Source organism: Roseateles sp. FW301-B2 (assembly GCF_058788955.1).
This window is the reverse complement of record NZ_JBYTBE010000002.1, coordinates 169385-187449: the sequence shown is the minus strand read 5'-3', so window position 1 is coordinate 187449 and position 18065 is coordinate 169385. Positions and strand designations below refer to the sequence as shown.

General features: G+C 67.6%; 20 protein-coding genes. 15 read left to right on the top strand and 5 right to left on the bottom strand.

Annotated elements, in window-relative coordinates:
- Window positions 1-10 precede the first annotated feature (10 nt).
- From lepB to nagZ, 8 genes are all read left to right on the top strand, one after another.
- On the top strand, window positions 11-985 hold the full coding sequence (lepB, locus tag AC3WQY_RS02950) for a signal peptidase I (RefSeq protein ID WP_285231076.1): 975 nt from the start codon (window positions 11-13) through the stop codon (window positions 983-985).
- Between the two features lie 41 nt (window positions 986-1026).
- A complete protein-coding gene (locus tag AC3WQY_RS02945) occupies window positions 1027-1380 on the top strand; it encodes a DUF4845 domain-containing protein (RefSeq protein WP_492705649.1) in 354 nt (117 codons plus the stop codon).
- 8 nt (window positions 1381-1388) lie between these two features.
- Window positions 1389-2093 carry a ribonuclease III gene (rnc, locus tag AC3WQY_RS02940; RefSeq protein WP_285231078.1) on the top strand — a complete coding sequence of 235 codons (705 nt, stop codon included), beginning with the start codon at window positions 1389-1391 and terminating at the stop codon, window positions 2091-2093.
- Window positions 2094-2141: 48 nt separating this feature from the next.
- Window positions 2142-3068 carry a GTPase Era gene (era, locus tag AC3WQY_RS02935; protein WP_285231079.1) on the top strand — a complete coding sequence of 309 codons (927 nt, stop codon included), beginning with the start codon at window positions 2142-2144 and terminating at the stop codon, window positions 3066-3068.
- Window positions 3069-3143: 75 nt separating this feature from the next.
- Window positions 3144-3920, top strand: coding sequence for a DNA repair protein RecO (gene recO / locus AC3WQY_RS02930; RefSeq protein ID WP_492705646.1), 777 nt, complete (start codon window positions 3144-3146; stop codon window positions 3918-3920).
- A 12-nt stretch (window positions 3921-3932) separates the two neighbouring features.
- Window positions 3933-4721 carry a pyridoxine 5'-phosphate synthase gene (locus AC3WQY_RS02925; RefSeq protein ID WP_492705643.1) on the top strand — a complete coding sequence of 263 codons (789 nt, stop codon included), beginning with the start codon at window positions 3933-3935 and terminating at the stop codon, window positions 4719-4721.
- On the top strand, window positions 4718-5113 hold the full coding sequence (gene acpS, locus AC3WQY_RS02920; RefSeq protein ID WP_492705641.1) for a holo-ACP synthase: 396 nt from the start codon (window positions 4718-4720) through the stop codon (window positions 5111-5113). Before AC3WQY_RS02925 ends, acpS begins: the two co-directional genes overlap by 4 nt.
- Window positions 5114-5120: 7 nt before the next feature.
- On the top strand, window positions 5121-6188 hold the full coding sequence (gene nagZ, locus AC3WQY_RS02915) for a beta-N-acetylhexosaminidase (protein WP_492705639.1): 1068 nt from the start codon (window positions 5121-5123) through the stop codon (window positions 6186-6188).
- Window positions 6189-6289: 101 nt separating this feature from the next.
- Here nagZ and AC3WQY_RS02910 read toward each other — a convergent pair whose 3' ends face one another.
- Window positions 6290-9229: an Rne/Rng family ribonuclease gene (locus AC3WQY_RS02910; RefSeq protein ID WP_492705637.1), complete on the bottom strand. Its 2940-nt coding sequence runs from the start codon at window positions 9227-9229 to the stop codon at window positions 6290-6292.
- Between the two features lie 834 nt (window positions 9230-10063).
- Between AC3WQY_RS02910 and AC3WQY_RS02905 the strand changes: the two genes are divergently transcribed.
- Genes AC3WQY_RS02905 through AC3WQY_RS02890 form a run of 4 tightly spaced genes read left to right on the top strand, consistent with a single transcriptional unit; the run spans window position 10064 to window position 13095 of the window.
- Window positions 10064-11017: an RluA family pseudouridine synthase gene (locus AC3WQY_RS02905; RefSeq protein ID WP_285231085.1), complete on the top strand. Its 954-nt coding sequence runs from the start codon at window positions 10064-10066 to the stop codon at window positions 11015-11017.
- The gene (locus AC3WQY_RS02900; RefSeq protein ID WP_285231086.1) at window positions 11014-11673 is read left to right on the top strand and encodes an HAD-IA family hydrolase; all 660 of its coding nucleotides are present in this window, start codon (window positions 11014-11016) and stop codon (window positions 11671-11673) included. The genes AC3WQY_RS02905 and AC3WQY_RS02900 overlap by 4 nt, the downstream gene beginning before the upstream one ends.
- Window positions 11666-12052 (top strand): Rieske (2Fe-2S) protein, encoded by a 387-nt coding sequence (locus tag AC3WQY_RS02895; RefSeq protein ID WP_285231087.1) that lies wholly within the window; start codon window positions 11666-11668, stop codon window positions 12050-12052. Before AC3WQY_RS02900 ends, AC3WQY_RS02895 begins: the two co-directional genes overlap by 8 nt.
- 5 nt (window positions 12053-12057) lie before the next feature.
- Window positions 12058-13095: a S49 family peptidase gene (locus AC3WQY_RS02890; RefSeq protein WP_285231088.1), complete on the top strand. Its 1038-nt coding sequence runs from the start codon at window positions 12058-12060 to the stop codon at window positions 13093-13095.
- Between the two features lie 24 nt (window positions 13096-13119).
- Here AC3WQY_RS02890 and AC3WQY_RS02885 read toward each other — a convergent pair whose 3' ends face one another.
- Window positions 13120-14562 carry an aldehyde dehydrogenase family protein gene (locus tag AC3WQY_RS02885; protein ID WP_492705633.1) on the bottom strand — a complete coding sequence of 481 codons (1443 nt, stop codon included), beginning with the start codon at window positions 14560-14562 and terminating at the stop codon, window positions 13120-13122.
- A 52-nt stretch (window positions 14563-14614) separates the two neighbouring features.
- On the bottom strand, window positions 14615-14821 hold the full coding sequence (hemP, locus tag AC3WQY_RS02880) for a hemin uptake protein HemP (RefSeq protein ID WP_492705631.1): 207 nt from the start codon (window positions 14819-14821) through the stop codon (window positions 14615-14617).
- 124 nt (window positions 14822-14945) lie between these two features.
- On the opposite strand from hemP, the gene bfr reads away from it, so the two are divergent.
- From bfr to AC3WQY_RS02865, 3 genes are all read left to right on the top strand, one after another.
- Window positions 14946-15422 carry a bacterioferritin gene (gene bfr, locus AC3WQY_RS02875; protein WP_492705629.1) on the top strand — a complete coding sequence of 159 codons (477 nt, stop codon included), beginning with the start codon at window positions 14946-14948 and terminating at the stop codon, window positions 15420-15422.
- A gap of 89 nt (window positions 15423-15511) precedes the next feature.
- Window positions 15512-15721: a (2Fe-2S)-binding protein gene (locus AC3WQY_RS02870; protein ID WP_492705627.1), complete on the top strand. Its 210-nt coding sequence runs from the start codon at window positions 15512-15514 to the stop codon at window positions 15719-15721.
- A gap of 3 nt (window positions 15722-15724) precedes the next feature.
- A complete protein-coding gene (locus AC3WQY_RS02865; RefSeq protein ID WP_492705625.1) occupies window positions 15725-16102 on the top strand; it encodes a VOC family protein in 378 nt (125 codons plus the stop codon).
- Here the strand turns inward: AC3WQY_RS02865 and AC3WQY_RS02860 are convergent.
- A complete protein-coding gene (locus AC3WQY_RS02860) occupies window positions 16099-17322 on the bottom strand; it encodes a hypothetical protein (protein ID WP_492705623.1) in 1224 nt (407 codons plus the stop codon). The genes AC3WQY_RS02865 and AC3WQY_RS02860 overlap by 4 nt on opposite strands.
- A gap of 5 nt (window positions 17323-17327) precedes the next feature.
- Window positions 17328-18059 carry an outer membrane lipoprotein-sorting protein gene (locus tag AC3WQY_RS02855; protein WP_492705621.1) on the bottom strand — a complete coding sequence of 244 codons (732 nt, stop codon included), beginning with the start codon at window positions 18057-18059 and terminating at the stop codon, window positions 17328-17330.
- Window positions 18060-18065: the final 6 nt, after the last annotated feature.

The window sequence follows — 18065 nt, the reverse complement described above, 5'->3', positions numbered from 1 at the left end:
ACAGGACTCCATGAGTGCGCTGACCGGAATTCTTTACGCTGTCCTGATCGCCTACCTGGGTGGCTGGTACACCGGCTACTGGAGCGGCAACTTTTCGCTGCTGCTCTTCATCCTGACCGCGGTGACGATGGCCTATTGGCTGGCGGAGCGCTTTCACTTCCAGCCGGCGCGCGAGCGCGCCGCTGCCGATCTGCTGGCCAGCGATACCAAACGCCGCGAGGCCCTGGCCGCGCAGGGCATTGCGCGTGTGGATGGCAATGTGGAGGGCGCGCGCGAGGAGATCCTGCGCCAGCCCTGGTGGCTGGACTGGACCGCCGGCCTGTTCCCGGTGATCCTGATCGTCTTTCTGCTGCGCTCCTTCCTGTTCGAGCCCTTCAAGATCCCCTCGGGATCGATGGTGCCGACCCTGCTGGTGGGCGACCTGATCCTGGTGAACAAGTTCCACTACGGCGTGCGCCTGCCGGTGATCAACAAGAAGATCATTGCCAACCACGACGTGGCGCGCGGCGATGTGATGGTGTTCCGCTACCCAGAGGACACCAGCATGGACTTCATCAAGCGCGTGGCTGCTGTCCCCGGCGACGAGGTCAGCTACCTGAACCAGCGCCTCTACATCAATGGCCAGCTGGTGCCGGTGCAGTCCCAGGGCGATTATTACGACGAAGACTCGATGCAGTACCGCCAGCGCTTCAGCGAGAAGCTGGGCGAGAAGGAGCATCAGCTGCTGGTGAACACGCAGCGCCAGCCGCTGTTCCGCCCGGATCGCAAGGATGGGCCGTTCCCCTTCCAGGAGAATTGCAAGTACAGCCCCGAGGGTGTGACTTGCAAGGTGCCGGCCGGCCATTACTTCATGCTGGGCGACAACCGCGACAACTCGCGCGATTCGCGCTTCTGGGGCTTCGTGCCGGACGAGAACATTGTGGGCAAGGCCTTCTTTGTTTGGATGAATTTCGGTAATCTGAAACGCATTGGCTCCTTCAACTGAGCCGCATCAGCACAAGACGGGGGATGAGATCCATGAGGCCTATGCGCAGACACCAGCAGCGTGGTTTGAGCCTGCTCGGCTTGTTGTTCTGGGGAGCGTTGCTCGGCTTCACGGCCGTCGTGGGTCTGCGCGTCGTGCCCACGGTGATCGAGTTCTACACCATCCAGAGTGCGGTCGACCGCATCGCCAAGGGCAACCCGGCCACCGTGCCGCTGGCGCGTGCCGAGTTCGAGCGCATCAAGCAGGTCGAATACTCGATCGCCAGCATTGACGCCAAGGATCTGGTGATCACCAAGGAAAACGACAAGGTGCTGATCAGCTTCGCTTATGCGAAGCAGGTGGAGCTTGGCGGCCCGGTCTCGCTGGTGATCAAGTACGAAGGACGTTCGCACTGAGCAAGCTCATGAAGACGCCGCTGGATTCCCTGCAGCAAAGGCTCGGCTATCAGTTTGCCGATCCGGGCCTGCTGGTGAGGGCGTTGACGCATCGCAGCTTTGGCGCCGATCACAACGAGCGCCTGGAGTTCCTGGGCGACGCGGTGCTGAGCCTGGCGGTTTCGAGCCTGCTGTACGCGCGTTTCGCGGGCTCCGACGAGGGCGACCTGACGCGCATACGCGCCCATCTGGTGCGTGAGGATAGCTTGCACCGCCTGGCCCTGGGCATAGGTCTGCCCGAGGTCTTGCGCATGAGCGAGGGCGAGGCGCGCGGCGGCGGCGCCCAGCGCCCCTCGATCCTGGCGGATGCCACCGAGGCCATCATTGGCGCGGCCTTTCTGGACGGCGGATATGCCGCCGCGCTCGAACTGGTGCGCGGCCTGCTGGGCGATCTGATCAACGGTTCGGTGAGCGACAACTGGGCCAAGGATGCCAAGACCGCGCTGCAGGAGCTGCTGCAATCGCGCCGCCTGGCGGTGCCCACCTACCGCATCACCGAGACCCGCGGCCAGGCGCATGCCCAGACCTTTGCGGTCGAATGCGCGGTGCCGGCGCTGAATCTGGCCAAGAGCGGCGAGGGCCGCTCGCGGCGCGCCGCCGAGCAGGACGCGGCACGGCGTATGCTTGATGAATTGATGGCGCGTGACAAGCCCGGCACCGGCTTGCGCGACTGAGACCCTGACGACTCCTTTTTGCCTGGGGCGGCCACCAGCCGTCACACCATGAACAACATCACCAACACCCCCGAGTCCGAGCAGGGCGCGAGCCCGGCGCAACGCTGCGGGCTGATCGCCATCGTCGGCCGCCCCAATGTGGGCAAGTCGACCCTGCTGAACGCGCTCGTCGGCCAGAAGGTCAGCATCACGTCCAACAAGGCGCAGACCACCAGGCACCGCATCACCGGCGTGCGCACCGTCGACGAGGCGCAGTTCGTGTTCGTCGATACGCCCGGCTTCCAGACCAAGCACAACGCGGCCCTGAACCGCAATCTGAACCGTACCGTGCATGGCGTGCTGTCCGATGTGGATCTGGTGCTGTTCGTGGTCGAGGCCGGCCGTTTCGGCCTGGACGACGCCAAGGTGCTGGCCCTGCTGCCCGACGACAAGCCGGTGGTGCTGATCGCCAACAAGCTCGATGCCGTGCATCGCCGCGCCGAGCTGGCGCCCTGGCTCAAGGGCATGCAGGAGCGCCGCAACTTCAGCGAGTTCGTGCCGCTCTCGGCCAAGAAGGAGGCCGACGTGCAGCGCCTCTTCAAGATCCTCAAGCCCTATCTGCCTGAGCAGGGCTGGTTCTACGACGAAGACGCGCTGACCGACCGCAGCGAGAAATTCCTCGCCAGCGAGATCATCCGCGAGAAGCTGTTCCGCCTCACCGGCGACGAGCTGCCCTACACCTCGACGGTGGTGATCGACAAATGGGAAGACGAGGGCGAGCTGCGCCGCATCTCCGCCTCCATCGTGGTCGAGCGCGATGCCCACAAGGGCATGGTGATCGGCCAGGGCGGCGAGTTGCTCAAGCGCATCGGTTCCGAATCGCGCCAGGAGCTCGAGCACCTGATGGACGGCCGCGTGTTCCTGGAACTGTGGGTCAAGGTGCGCTCCGGCTGGGCCGATAGCGAGGAACACCTGCGCTCCTACGGCTACGAGTGAGCTTGTGAGCCCCCCAGTCACTTCGCTCCTGCCCCCGAGGGGCGCCGCCCGGCTTGGGGCGGCCCGGCGCCGGGCATGAGCGCACGTGCCACGCGTGCTCCCGCCGCGCAGCTGGCCTATGTGCTGCACCACTACGACTGGAGCGAATCCAGCCTGATCCTGGACCTGTTCACGCGCGAGCAGGGCCGGCTGGCGGTGGTGGCCAAGGGTGCCAAGAGGCCTTACTCGCAGCTGCGCGCGGTGCTGCTGCCCTTCCAGCGCATCCAGGTCAGCCTGTCCAAGCCAAGCAAAGGCGACGGCGGCCCCGAGGTGCAGACGCTGCGCGCCGCCGAATGGGCCAGCACCCACGCCATGCCGGCCGGCGCGGCGCTGTTCTCGGGCTACTACCTGAACGAGCTCTTGCTCAAGCTGCTGGCGCGCCAGGACCCGCACCCCCAGCTCTTCGATGCCTATGCCCAGACCCTGCCGCTGCTGCACGCCAGCGAGGATGCGCAGTCGCAGGCGGCCCTGCGCGCCTTCGAGCTGCGCCTGCTGAACGACAGCGGCCTCCTGCCGGATCTCAGCGTCGTCACGCCCACCCAGCTGCCGCTGGAGCTGGAGCGCAGCTATGTGCTGACGGCCGAGTCCGGTATCGTGCCGCCCAGCCATGCGGGCGCGCACTTCAAGGGCGCCGAGCTGATACAGCTGCAGGCCGCCTTGCTGCATGGCAGCGTCGAAGCCCTGCAGCAGGCCTGCATGGGGGCGCTGCCCGCACTCAAGACGGCGCTGCGCGGCCTGCTTCACTATCATCTGGGCCACAAGCCCCTGCGCACGCGTGGCGTGATGCTGGATGTGCAGAAACTCCTCGCCTGAGTCGATCCGACCATGAACCCTTTGGTGGCCCCCGAGGCCTCGCGTCATCGCGACGCGCGCTGCGCCCTCTCCGTCAACGTCAACAAGGTGGCCCTGCTGCGCAATACCCGGCATCTGGGCATTCCCAGCGTGATGCGCGCTGCCGAGCTGTGCCTGCTGGCGGGCGCGCAGGGCATCACCGTGCATCCGCGCCCCGATGCCCGCCACATCCGCAGCGAGGATGTGCATGAGCTGGCCGCGCTGCTCAAGACCTGGCCCCAGGCCGAGTACAACATCGAGGGCAACCCGACGCAGAACCTGATGGATTTCGTGCGGGCGCTGCGTCCGCAGCAGGTCACTTTTGTGCCGGACAGCGAAGACCAGTTCACCTCCGACCATGGCTGGAACCTGCCCGCCGATATGGCGCGGCTGCGCCCGCTGATCGCCGAATGCAAGGCGCTGGGCGTGCGCGTGAGCCTGTTCATGGACCCGCTGCCGCAGGCCATGCCGCTGGTGGCCGAGCTTGGTGCGGACCGTATCGAGCTCTATACCGAGACCTATGCGAGCGCCTATGGCACACCTCGCCAGGCCGAGGTGCTGGCGGGCTTCACGGCCACGGCCAACGCGGCGCTGGCGGTGGGCCTGGGGATCAACGCCGGCCACGATCTGAACCGCGACAACCTCACGACCTTTTTGCGCGAGGTGCCCGGTGTGCAGGAGGTCTCGATCGGCCATGCCCTGATCGCCGACGCGCTCGAACTGGGCTACACGGAAACGGTGCGCGAGTATCAGCGCGCCATTCAACGCGCTTACAGCCTGTGATCTACGGCATCGGCACCGACGTCTGCGACATCCGCCGCATCGCCGACACCCTGGCGCGCCGTGGCGAGCGTTTTGCCGAGAAGGTGCTCGGCCCGCACGAGCTGGAGGTCTTTCGCGCGCGCCGCGCCAAGGTCGAATCCCGCGGCATTGCCTACCTGGCCACGCGGTTCTCGGCCAAGGAGGCCTTCTCCAAGGCCATCGGACTGGGCATGCGCATGCCGATGAGCTGGCGCGCCTGCGAGATCGTCAAGGCGCCCAGCGGCAAGCCCGAGCTGCGGCTGCACGGCGCGCTGGCGCAATGGTTCGAGGCCAGTGGCCTCAGGGCCCATGTCAGCGTCAGCGACGAGACCGACTACGCCACCGCCTTCGTGGTGGTGGAAACCATGGAATGAACAATCAATGAACGACACGCCGCACGCCCCCGTGGTGCTGGACATTGCCGGCACCCAGCTGAATGCCGACGACCGCCGCCGCCTGGTCCATCCGCTGGTGGGGGGCTTGGTCCTGTTCGCGCGCAATTTCGAAAGCCGCGACCAGCTCACCGGGCTCACCGCCGAGATCAAGGCCATACGCCCCGACATCCTGATCGCCGTCGACCAGGAGGGCGGCCGCGTGCAGCGCTTCAAGACCGGCGGCTTCACCCATCTGCCGCCGGCACGCCGGCTTGGCGAGCTGTGGATGGAAGATGCGATGCGGGCCACGGCGGCCGCCACGGCCACCGGTTATGTGCTGGCCGCCGAGTTGCGCGCCTGCGGCGTGGACCTGAGCTTCGCGCCGGTGCTGGACCTGGACCATGGCGAGAGCAGCGTGATCGGTGACCGCAGCCTGCACCGCGATCCGCGCGTGGCGGCCCTGCTGGCCAAGAGCCTGGCCCATGGCCTGCTGCTGGCCGGCATGCACAGCTGCGGCAAGCATTTCCCGGGGCATGGCTTCGTCACGGCCGACAGCCATGTGGACGTGCCGGTGGACAAGCGCAGCCTCAAGGCCATCCTGGCCGAGGATGGCCAACCCTTTGCCTGGCTGAGCCTGAGCCTGGCCGCGGTGATGCCGGCGCATGTGATCTATCCCAAGGTGGACAGCCGCCCGGCGGGCTTCAGCGCGCGCTGGCTGCAGGAGGTGCTGCGCGAGCGCCTGGGCTTTGGCGGCGCCATCTTCAGCGACGACCTGGGCATGCGCGGCGCGCGCGTGCTGGAAGGCCGCGAGATCGGTTACACCGAGGCCGCGCTGGCGGCCCTGCAGGCCGGTTGCGACATGGTGCTGCTATGCAACCAGAGCCTGGTGGATGCCGGTGCCGCGCTGGACGAGTTGCTTGACGGCCTGGTGCGGGCGGCCGCGCGCGGCGACTGGCTGCAGGAGCCCGACAGCGAGTCGCGCCGGCTCGACCTGCTGCCGCAGACCGTGCCGCTGACCTGGGACGAGCTGATGCGCAATCCGCGCTACCTGGCCGCGGTGGAGCAGTTGGGCTGAGCCGCAAGACCTGACCCCACCAAATGAAAACGCCGCTGAGCGCAAGCCCAGCGGCGTTTTTGTCGTTGCGGGGCCGAGCGGGGTTTTAGCCCCCCCTGCCATCAGCGCTGCTCGAAGGGCAGGGTGACCTGCGCCAGATCCTTGCGCGTCTCCACCAGCACCAGCGGGCCGGCGTCGATCTCGACCAGAGGCGGGCGCTCGCGCGGCACATGCACGGGCTTGGGTTCGGCGGCAATCGCCTCCTGCACCACACGCACCTTGTCGGCGTCGGAGTTGACCCATTGCAGGCCCACGCCCTCGGCGATGGCTTGCAGATCGTTCACCGGCAGCTCGAAGGCCGGCACCACCGGCGCGGCGACCGGCGCCACGGGTGCTGCGACCACCGGCGTTGCCGGGGCAGCGATCGCTGCGGGAGCGGGTGCCGGCGGCGGTGCGGCGGGTTCGGCCGGCGCGGCCAGTTCCATCTGCTGCGGTGCCTGGGCGGCCGGGCCCGGCTCGGCCATGCCTTCGGCCTGCGCCTCATCGGCCGCCATGCCTTCGCCGCGCTCGCGGCGGTTGCGGCCACCACGGCGGCGGCGGCCATCGCGGGCCTGGGGTTCACCGGCCTCGTCGGCAGCGGCGGGGGCCTCGGTGCCTTCGGCGGCTTCGGCCGGCTCGGCAGCAGCGGCTTCGGCCTGCTCCTGGTTCAGCTCGGTGCCCTCGACGCCTTCAGCGGCGCGGTCATCGCGGTCGCGGCCACCACGGCGGCGGCGGCGGCGGCCCTGGCGCTCTTCGCTGCCGGCCTCGTTCGCTGCCAGGCCTTCGGGCAGTGTGTCCTGGAAGGCCGGGTTGTCGAGTTGCGCATCGCTGGGCTCGGCCTGCAGGGCCGCGCTGTCCACACGAGCTTCTTCGTTGCGCTGCGGGCGCTCGGCACGTTCGCCGCGCTCGCCACGCGGGCGACGGCCTTCGCCGCCACGCTCGCCGCGCTCGGCACGTTCCGTGCGCTCGGGGCGCTGCTCGCCAAGCGCCAACTCGGGCTTGTCGTTGCCGCGCTCATTGCGGCGGCCGGCGCGCTCCTGGCGCTCGGGGCGCTCGCCACGCTCCTGGCGCTCGCCGCGTTCGGCGCGCTGGCCGTCCTGCGGCTTGCCATCGGCGCGGGCCTCGCCGCGCTTGCTGCGCTCGCCACGTTCGGCGCGCTCGCCGCGTTCGCCACGACCACCGCGGTCGCCGCGATCACGGCGGCCATCGCGGCCACCTTCGCGCTTGCCGTCCTTGCGGCCTTCGGCGGCCGGCTTGGCTTCCACGGCCGGGGCCGGAGCCTCGGCCGGTGCGGCCACGAACAGCTTCTTGATCCAGCCGAAGAAGCCACCGCCGGCGGCCGGCGCAGCCACCGGTGCAGCCACGGGCTCCACGGCCACGGGCTTGGGCGCCGGCGCGGTGGGCATGGGTGCAGCGCCTTCGGGCATGATGCCCTTGACCACCGGCTCCTGCTTGCTCTTGCCCTTGTCGTCGCTGCCGCGGCGGGTGATGCCCACCTCGTCCTGCGGCTCTTCGATCATGGTGTAGCTGGCCTGCAGGTTTTCCAGGCGCGGATCGTCGTGGCGCAGGCGCTCGAGCTTGTAGTTGGGCGTCTCGAGATGCTTGTTGGGCACCAGCAGCACGGTGACGCGCTGCTTCAGCTCGATCTTGGTGATCTCGGTGCGCTTCTCGTTCAGCAGGAAGCTGGTCACTTCCACCGGCACCTGCACATGCACGGCGGCGGTGTTGTCCTTCATCGCTTCTTCCTGGACCATACGCAGGATCTGCAGCGCCGAGGACTCGGTGTCGCGGATGTGGCCGGTGCCATTGCAGCGCGGGCAGGTGACGTGGTTGCCTTCGCTCAGCGCCGGGCGCAGGCGCTGGCGCGAGAGCTCCAGCAGACCGAACTTGCTGATGGAGGCGAACTGCACGCGGGCGCGGTCGCTGCGCAGGGCGTCGCGCAGGCGCTGCTCCACCTCGCGGCGGTTCTTCGACTCTTCCATGTCGATGAAGTCGACCACGATCAGGCCGCCCAGATCGCGCAGACGCATCTGGCGCGCGATTTCGTCGGCGGCTTCCAGATTGGTGCGGGTGGCGGTTTCCTCGATGTCGCCGCCACGGGTGGCGCGCGCCGAGTTCACGTCCACCGAGACCAGGGCCTCGGTGTGGTCGATCACGATCGCGCCGCCCGAGGGCAGGTTGACGGTGCGGCTGTGCGCGGTCTCGATCTGGTGCTCGATCTGGAAACGGCTGAACAGCGGCGCGTCGTCGCGGTAGCGCTTCACGCGATGGCCCTGGTCGGGCATCACGTGGTTCATGAACTGGTGAGCCTGCTCGAACAGGTCGTCGGTATCGATGAGGATCTCACCGATGTCGGCGGTGAAGTAATCGCGGATGGCGCGGATCACCAGCGAGGATTCCTGGTAGATCAGGAAGGCGCCCTTGCCACCCTTGGACGCGTCGTCGATCGCGGTCCAGAGCTTGAGCATGTAGTTCAAGTCCCACTGCAGCTCGGCGGCGCTGCGGCCGATGCCGGCGGTGCGCGCGATCAGGCTCATGCCCTTGGGGTACTCGAGCTGGTCGAGGTTTTCCTTCAGCTCTTCGCGGTCCTCGCCCTCGATACGGCGGCTCACGCCACCGCCGCGCGGGTTGTTGGGCATCAAGACCAGGTAGCGGCCGGCCAGCGAGACGAAGGTGGTGAGCGCCGCACCCTTGTTGCCGCGCTCTTCCTTTTCCACCTGCACCAGCAGTTCCTGGCCTTCCTTGATGGCGTCCTGGATCTTGGCATTGCGCACATCCACGCCGTCGCGGAAGAACTGGCGCGAGATTTCCTTGAAGGGCAGGAAACCGTGGCGGTCTTCGCCGTAGTCCACGAAGCAGGCTTCGAGCGAGGGCTCGACCCGCGTCACCACGGCCTTGTAGATATTGCCCTTGCGCTGCTCGCGGCCTTCGATTTCGGTTTCGAAGTCCAGCAGTTTCTGGCCATCAACGATTGCGAGGCGCCGCTCTTCCGGCTGCGTCGCATTGATCAGCATACGTTTCATCAGTACTCCTCACGCACCCCAGGCCTTCCAGGCCATCAGGGCGCGCAGCATCACGACGTCCACTGGCTGTGACACCAGCGGGCGACCCATAAGCTGCACGAGAAACGCGGTGGAACCGAGGAAGGAATCGCCCTGGACTGCTGGAGATCTGCTTTGCTAAGCGATCAGCCCTGCAGCGTTGGCGCGTGCCCTCGGGTAGGCGGCGCGGCGAACTCCATCCCCGCTGCGCAGGCGTGCCATGACGCCTGCGGCCCGTTCGCGGCTGTCTGCGAGGGCCCGACCGGCATCAAACCGGGGCTGCGCTCGCGAGCGGCAAAGGGTGGGGGGATTGGTGGAGATCATCCGCGAGGAACTACCGAGTGCTGGCATGAGGCGCGCCGACTCTTGATCGGATCGCCTCACGCGATGAAAACCTTATTCGTGCCCGTCGTGGCCCCATACAGGCCACGCCAGGCGTGGTTCGAACTGCGTTGCTCTTCCGCACTGCAGCGCTGGCCGCCCGGTCACTTGGGGACAGGGCCCGCCCGCGTCGCAGACGCGTTGCATCACCGTTTGTGGATGCCTTGAAACCCCTGTTCGCACATGAGCTTCACGCATCCGCCTCTCTTGCGCCTTCGGCTTACCCCGGCTCAGGCCCGGGTAAAATCTGAAAAATCAAATACTTAGAGCGCAATCGTGGCAAGCAGCATTATACGGGCTAAAGGCCGCCCCAAGGTCGGGGGGGGCGCCCGCAGCGCGGCGCGCTCGCCAGCAAGGCCCGCCCAGCCCGTACCCGCGCCGAAACCGAGCGCGGCGGCGCCCGCGCCAGTAGCGGCACCGGCGCCGGCGCCGGCCGTGCGCCTGCTCACCATCGACGAAGCTTCGGAAGGCCAGCGCCTGGACAACTTCCTCTTGCGCGAGCTCAAGGGCGTACCCAAGACCCATGTCTATCGCGTCATCCGCGCCGGCGAGGTGCGCGTGAACAAGGGCCGGGCGCATGCCGATACGCGCCTGAACTTGGGCGATGTGGTGCGCGTGCCGCCGGTGCGCCTGCCCGAGCGCGTGGTGGACGAGGCCGCCAAGTTCGTGCCGGCCAAGGAATTTCCGATCGTGTTCGAGGACGAGCAGTTGATTGCCGTCAACAAGCCCGCCGGCGTGGCGGTGCATGGCGGCTCGGGCGTGAGCTTCGGTGTCATCGAGCAGCTGCGTCAGGCGCGGCCGCAGGCCAAGTTCCTGGAACTGGTGCACCGGCTCGACAAGGAGACCTCGGGCCTGCTGCTGATCGCCAAGAAGCGCAGTGCGCTCACCAAGCTGCAGGACCAGTTCCGCGAGCGTGAAACGGGCAAGACCTATGCGACGCTGGTGACGGGCGAGTGGGCGGCGAACAAGAAGGTCATCGATGTGGCGCTGCTGAAATTCACCGGCGCGGACGGTGAGCGCTGGGTGAGGGCGGTGACGAACTCGCACGATCCGCAGGCCGAGCAGGCCAAGCGCTCCGTCAGCCTGGTCAAGGTGGTCGAGCGTTTGCCGGGCCACAGCCTCTTGGACGTGACCATCAAGACCGGCCGCACCCATCAGATCCGCGTACACCTGGCGCATGAGGGTCACCCCATCGTGGGCGACCCCAAGTACGGTGACTTCGAGGCCAACCGCGCGATGGCGCGCGGCGCGCTGCGTTTCGACCGCATGTTTCTGCACGCCAAGCGCCTGCGCTTCATCCACCCCGCCAGCGGCGCGGAGATCGAGTTGCTGGCACCCTTGCCGCCTGAATGTGAGAACTTGATCGCGGCCCTGCGCGCGCAACCATGACACCCAAGCAGTTTGATTTGATCGTGTTCGACTGGGACGGCACCCTGTTCGACTCCACCGCCCTGATCACGCGCTGCATCCAGGCCGCGGCGCGCGACCTGGGGCTGCCCGTGCCGGAAGCCGCCGATGCCGCCTATGTGATCGGCCTGGGGCTCTACGACGCGCTGGCGCGCGTGGTGCCCGATCTGCCGCGCGAGCGCTATGCCGAGCTGGGCCAGCGTTATCGCCACCATTACTTCGCCGCCCAGCATGAGGTGGTGCTGTTCGAGGGCGTGCTTGAGCTGCTGGCGGCGCTGAAGGCGCGCCACCACTGGCTGGCCATCGCCACCGGCAAGAGCCGCCGGGGCCTGGACGAGGCACTGCAATCGGTGCAGCTGCAGGGTGTGTTCGACGGCAGCCGCACCGCCGACGAGACCGCCGGCAAGCCCGATCCGCGCATGCTGCACGAGCTGATGCGCGAGTTCGGCGCCGCGCCCGAACGCACCCTGATGATTGGCGACACCACCCACGATCTGCAGCTGGCCTTGAACGCCGGCGCCGCACGGCTTGGCGTCAGCTATGGCGCGCACGATCACGCCAGCTTCCATGCGTTTGAACCCCTGCACATCGCCCACGATGTGCCCGACCTGCAGCGCTGGCTGCTCGAACATGCCTGAGACCGACGACATCCAACCCATCCCCCTGTGCCCCTCGGCCGAGCTGCAGGAGCGCGGTCGCGCACACAGCTTCGACGTGCTGCAGTACCGCCAGCCGGCGCGCGCCTTTGCGCTGCGCTTCGAGGGCCAGGTGGTGGCCTATCTGAACCGCTGTGCCCATGTGCCCACCGAGATGGATTGGCAGGAGGGCGAGTTCCTCGACAGCGACAAGCAGTACATCATGTGCTCGATCCACGGCGCGGTCTACGACCCACTCTCCGGACGTTGCGTGACCGGCATGTGCGGCCGCATCGGACTGACCAAGATCGAGGTGCAGGAGCGCGAGGGCCAGGTCTATTGGTATCCTTCCCGCGACACCAAGCCGGCCTTTGAAGACTGAGCCCTATGAATCCCAATGATGAACTGCCGCGCCCCGTGCCGGATGCCACCGCCAATCCCGAGGACATCCTCAGCACGCTGGACGCGCCCAGCGCCGCCGCCGCGGCACGCCCGGCGGCGCCGAATGCCTACGAGAAGCTGCTGGAGCATTTCGCCACCGAGTACCTGAAGGACCGGCGCAGCGATCGGCGCTGGAAGACCTTCTACCGCGTGGCCTGGCTGGCCTTCTTCGTGTTCGTGGCCTGGAGCCTGTTCTCGCAGCGCCACCATGTGAGCTCGACCAATACGCCGCACACCGCCCTGGTGGAGGTGCGCGGCGAGATCGCGGCCGATACCGAGGCGAGCGCCGAGCTGCTGCTCTCAGCCATCAAGAACGCCTTCGAGGACCACGGCGCGCAGGCGGTGGTGCTGCGCATCAACTCGCCCGGCGGCAGCCCGGTGCAGGCCGGCATCGTCTATGACGAGATCAAGCGCCTCAAGGCCAAGCATGGCAAGAAGGTCTACGCCGTGGTGGAGGAGATGTGCGCCTCGGGCGCCTACTACATCGCCGCGGCCGCCGACGAGATCTATGTGGACAAGGCCTCCATGGTCGGCTCGATCGGCGTGCTGATGGACGGCTTCGGCTTTGTCGGCCTGATGGAGAAGCTGGGCGTCGAACGGCGCCTGCTCACCGCCGGTGAGAACAAGGGCATGCTGGACCCCTTCACGGCGCAGAACGCCAAGCAGCGCGCCTATGCGCAGGCCATGCTGGACCAGATCCACCAGCAGTTCATCACGGTGGTGAAGGAAGGCCGTGGCGCACGCCTGCACGAGACGCCCGAGATGTTCTCCGGCCTGTTCTGGAACGGCGAGGAGGCCGTCAAGATGGGCCTGGCCGACGAGTTCGGCAACCTCGACTACGTGGCGCGCGAGGTGGTCAAGGCCGAGGAAGTGATCGACTACACGCCGCGCGACAACGTCGCCGAACGCCTGGCCAAGCGCTTTGGCGCGGCCATGGGCGAGGGCGCGGTGAAGGCGGTGCGCAGCCTGGCACCGCTGCGCTGACCGGCGCCCTCAGCTGCAGCCTCCTCAGGGCTGCAGATAGCTGGTCTTGACGCTGGTGTAGAACTCGGCCGCGTAACTGCCCTGTTCGCGCGAGCCCATGCTGGAGCCCTTGCGGCCGCCGAAGGGCACGTGGTAGTCGACCCCGGCGGTGGGCAGGTTCACCATCACCATGCCGGCCTGGGCATGACGCTTGAAGTGGCTGGCATGCTTGAGCGAGCCGGTGCAGATGCCGCTGGCCAGGCCGAAGGGCGTGTCGTTGGCCAGTTCGAGGGCATGTTCGTAGTTCTCGGCCGGGATCAGGCTGGCCACCGGGCCGAAGATTTCCTCGCGGCAATGCTGCATGGCGTTGTCGCAGTCGGCGAACAGGGCCGGCTGCAGATAGTGGCCAGGCGCCTCCAGGCCGAGTGCCTCGCCGCCCGCCACCAGGCGCGCGCCCTCGGCGCGAGCGATAGCGATGTAACGCAGATCCTGGGCCAGCTGGCTTTCGTCCACCACCGGGCCAATCTGCGTGCCTGCGGCCAGCGCATGGCCCACGCGCAGCTCGCGCGTGGCCTGCGCCAGCGCCTCCAGCAGGCGCGGGTAGATGCCCTTGGTGACAATGATGCGCGAGGAGGCCGTGCAGCGCTGGCCGGTCGAATAGAAGGCGCCCTGCACGATGCAGTTCACCGCGGTGGCTAGGTCGGCATCATTCAGCACGACTTGCGGGTTCTTGCCGCCCATCTCCAGCTGGAACTTGGCGCCGCGCATCACCGCGGCCTGAGCCACGCGCTGGCCGGTGCCCACCGAGCCGGTGAAGCTCAGCGCCTGCACGCGCGCATCGTTCAAGAGGGCCTGGCCCACCACGCTGCCGGGGCCCATCACCAGATTGAACACGCCCTCGGGCAGGCCCGCGCGGCTGATGATCTCGGCCAGCGCCCAGGCCGAGCCCGGCACCAGTTCGGCCGGCTTGAACACCACCGTGTTGCCGAAGGCCAGGGCCGGCGCGATCTTCCAGGCGGGAATCGCAATCGGGAAATTCCACGGCGTGATCAGGCCCACCACGCCCACCGGCTCACGCGTGACCTCGATCTCCACCCCCGGCCGTACCGAGGCCAGCTTGTCACCGCGCTGGCGCAGCGCCTCCTGGGCGAAGAACTTGAAGATCGCACCGGCGCGCGCCACCTCGCCCACGCCCTCGGGGCGGGTCTTGCCTTCCTCCCGGCTCAGCAACTCTCCCAGCTCGTCCTTGCGGGCCAGGATCTCGCTGCCGATGCGGTCCAATGCGTCGGCGCGCTGTTGCGGGGTGGAGAGGCCCCAGGCGGGCGCAGCGGCGTGGGCGGCGGCGATCGCCAGCTCGGCCTGGGCGGCGTCGGCCTGGGCATAGCGGCCGATCTCGTCGCGCGTGTCCGAGGGGTTGATATTGGCGCGGCTGCTGGCGCCGGCCAACCATTGGCCGGCGATGAAATTGGCGTGCGGGGTCGGGGTCATCGGAGCTCCTTTTTGGGATATTGTAGATATATCTAGCCGCCGGAACCGAACGCTATTTGGTCAAAATCAGCTTGCCCAGCGAGGTCAGGCGCAGACGATAGACCTGATCGCCATGGGCGATCTCGAGTTCGCGTGCGTCGCCCAGCAACTGCCTGCTGCACAGGCGCCGCAAGGGCGGGGTGTTTGCGTCCTTGGCGGGCGCGCCGCCGCCTTCTTCCGGGGCGAGGGGGCTTGGACGGTGTTGCTTGACCTTGATCATGGTAAACATGATAAATGCGAACTATTCGCAATATTGGATTTGCCGGGCGCCGGGCAACTGGAAGGCTTCCCGTCGCCGGCCGGGGCCCGCACAATCGGTGCCTGCCCGGTGCAAGGAGAGCGATATGAAAGGCGATGCCAAGGTCATCGAATACCTGAACGCCCAGCTGAAGAACGAGCTGACCGCGATCAACCAATACTTCCTGCATGCCCGCATCCTCAAGAGCTGGGGCTACGAGGGGCTGGCCAAGCACGAGTACCAGGAATCCATCGAAGAGATGAAGCATGCCGACAAGCTGATCGAGCGCATCCTGATGCTCGAAGGCCTGCCCAATCTGCAGGACCTGGGCAAGCTCTTCATCGGCGAGACGGCGGTGGAGGTGCTGCATTGCGACCTCAAGATCGAGATGGGCTCGCACCCCCTGCTCAAGGACGCCATCGCCTATTGCGAGAGCGTGCGCGACTATGTCTCGCGCGAGGTGCTCGAGGCCATCCTCAGCGACACCGAGGAACATATCGACCATCTGGAAACCCAGATCGCGCTGGTGGGTCAGGTGGGCGAGCAGAACTGGCTGCAGAGCCAGCTTGGCAGCGCAAGCTGAGAGCGGCCAGGGGTTTTCAATCATGTATTGAGAACCGTTCGCATTTGCGATAGGATATGAGCTATTCGCTGCAGCTCCTGTCGCAAGCCATGATCATCTGTCTGTGCCACCGTGTTTCCGACCGCGATATCCGCCGGGCCGTGGATGCGGGCCTGCGCAATTTCGAGGTCTTGCAGGACGAGACCCGGCTGGCCTCGGGTTGCGGGAGTTGCCATGACTGCGCGCGTGCGGTGTTCGACGAGGCCCTGGAGCGGCAAGCCTGCTCCTGTGCCGCGGCACGCGAAGCCCAAGCGGCCTGAGCCATGAGCAGCGGCAAGGCACCCGAACTCGGACAGGTCGCGCAGACGGTCAGCAACGTCGATGCGGCGCTGGGCTTTTATCGCGACGCCCTGGGCCTGCCCTTTCTTTTTGCCGCCGGGCCCGAGCTGGCGTTCCTGCAGATGGGCAGCGTGCGGCTGATGCTCAGCACGCCCCAAGGGCATGGTGCGGTGGGTGCCAACTCGGTGTTGTATTTCCGCGTGGACGCGCTCGCAGAACGTTATGCCGAGCTGCTGGCGCGCGGCGCCCGCGCCGAGTCGGCCCCGCATCTGGTGGCGCGCATGCCCGACCACGAGCTCTGGATGGGCTTTGTGCGCGACCCCGACGGCAATCTCGTCGGCTTGATGGAAGAGCGCCGCTAGAACGACCAGCTGCTGGCCAGATAGGCCAGGCGGCGCTGCGGCAGCTGTGCGATCACGCTGGCAGCCGGCCCGCCCCAGCTGCGCAGGCCGGCGTCGATGCGCCAGCGATTGCCGGTCCAGGCCAGCGAGGCGGTGACGATGCGGCCGCCGTCCTCGGGCGTGTAAAGCAGGTCCAGCGCCGGTTGCCAGGCCTCGTGATCCCAGGCCAGGCGCACAAACACATTGCGGCGGTGCAGGCTGCTGTTGCCAAAGGCCTGGGCCTGCCAGGCCAGGTTGCCGGCGGCGGCACCCTGCAGCGTTGCGGGCATTTGGCTGGCGATGGTCTTCAAGCCCCCGTTGTGGTTCGCCCAGTCGCGCCATTGCGCGGCGCTGAGCGCGTTGCCGTCCCACCAGGCCTCCGCCATCAGGCTGAGGCGGTTTTCGCCGGTCCAGCTGGCGCCCAGCAGGGCCTGCTGGCGCCGCCCCAGCGCTTCGACCTGCCACGGGGAGGCGGGCAATAGCGCGGCTGTGCCGTTCCGGTTGCGCCAGATCTCGTTGCGACGCGCGTAGCGCCAGGAGGCATGCAGCTCGATGCTGTCGCTGGCCACCCAGGCCGCGGCGGCCCCCAGGCTCTCATGGGTGTGCTCGCCCAGGCGTGCGAAGCCGTGCAGGTCCAGCGCGCCGCGGCGTTGGTAGACGCGCAAGGCCAGCGCCTGCTCGTCGCCGAAATGCGCCTGCTGCCTGGGCTCGGGGTTGACCCAGACCAGGCTCCAGGCCGTCTCGGCGCTGAAATACTCGGCCTGCAGCAGGGGCCGGCCGCGCGGCATGTTGGAGAGCAGGGTGCGGCGCTCTTCCTGCGCCACCACGTCGTTGGGCCGGAAGGCGTAGCCCACGTCCCAGGCGACGAGCTTGCGGCCGGCGCTGAATTGCCAACCCAGGGCCTCGCCTGACAGGTAGAGCTCCTGCAGCGCCGCCCTGGAGCGCGGCGGCAGGCCGTCGAGGCGGCTGTGCTGCAGGCTCAGCGCCGCCGTCAGCGGGCCGGCCGAGGCGCGCAACTCCGCGTCCAGCAAGGCGCCGCTGCCGGCTTGCGGGGCGGTGCCCGCCTGCAGCGCGTTCGCCGCGGCCAGCGGGCCCAGCGCGGCCGCACTGCGCTCCTGCCATTGGCCGCGCAGCTGACCAGTCAGTTCGGCATGCGCGCTGCCGGTCAGCAGGGCCAGCGCGAGCAGGGCGGATGGGATCACGGCCCTCATTCCAGACTCGGGCTGCGCGCCAGGAACATCGGGTTGAACCAGGCCTCCGGCACCTCCCGTGGCTTGCGCGCCAGGTAGCGCACATGGGTCAGCTTCTTGTTGCTGAGCGCATCCTGCAAGGCCATCTCCAGCACCATGGACTGGGCCTTGTCCAGCACAAAGCTCGCTTGCTTGGCGAGCTTCTCCGACTGCACATACAGCTCGGCCCGGAGCGGCTCGTGGCGCTGCTTGCCTACCCACAGCTCGATGCGCTGGTAGCTCACGCTCTTGCGCCTGGCCTTCAGGCTCAGGTGCAGGCAGGCGGCCTCGCCGCAACGCTCTTCGCCCAGCAGCTCGCCCTCGTAGTCCTCGGCCCAGGAGAGCGTGGCGATGTCGCCGGTGGAGGCGTCGCCCAGCAGCTTTTGCGTCGGCGTGATGCGCATGGGGCGCTGGCTGCCTGGCATCAGCAGCCAGAAGTCGTCGCCCAGCATCAGCACCTTCTGGCCCTTCTCGGCGGGGCTTTGCATCAGCACCAGCGAGCGGTGGCCGGGCTGGCTCAGCACCGTGTAGCGGCGCTCCTTCTCGATGCTGGCGTCGGCGTTCAACACCTCCACCTGGGTGTCGATCTGCTGCTGATCGGCGCCCGCGCGGTAGCGGTCGGCATCGCGCAGCAGCGCAGCCACATCGGCGGCCTGGGCTGTGCCAAGGCCCAGCGCAAGCGTCAGCAAAACTATGGTCTTTATCTTCATGGCCAA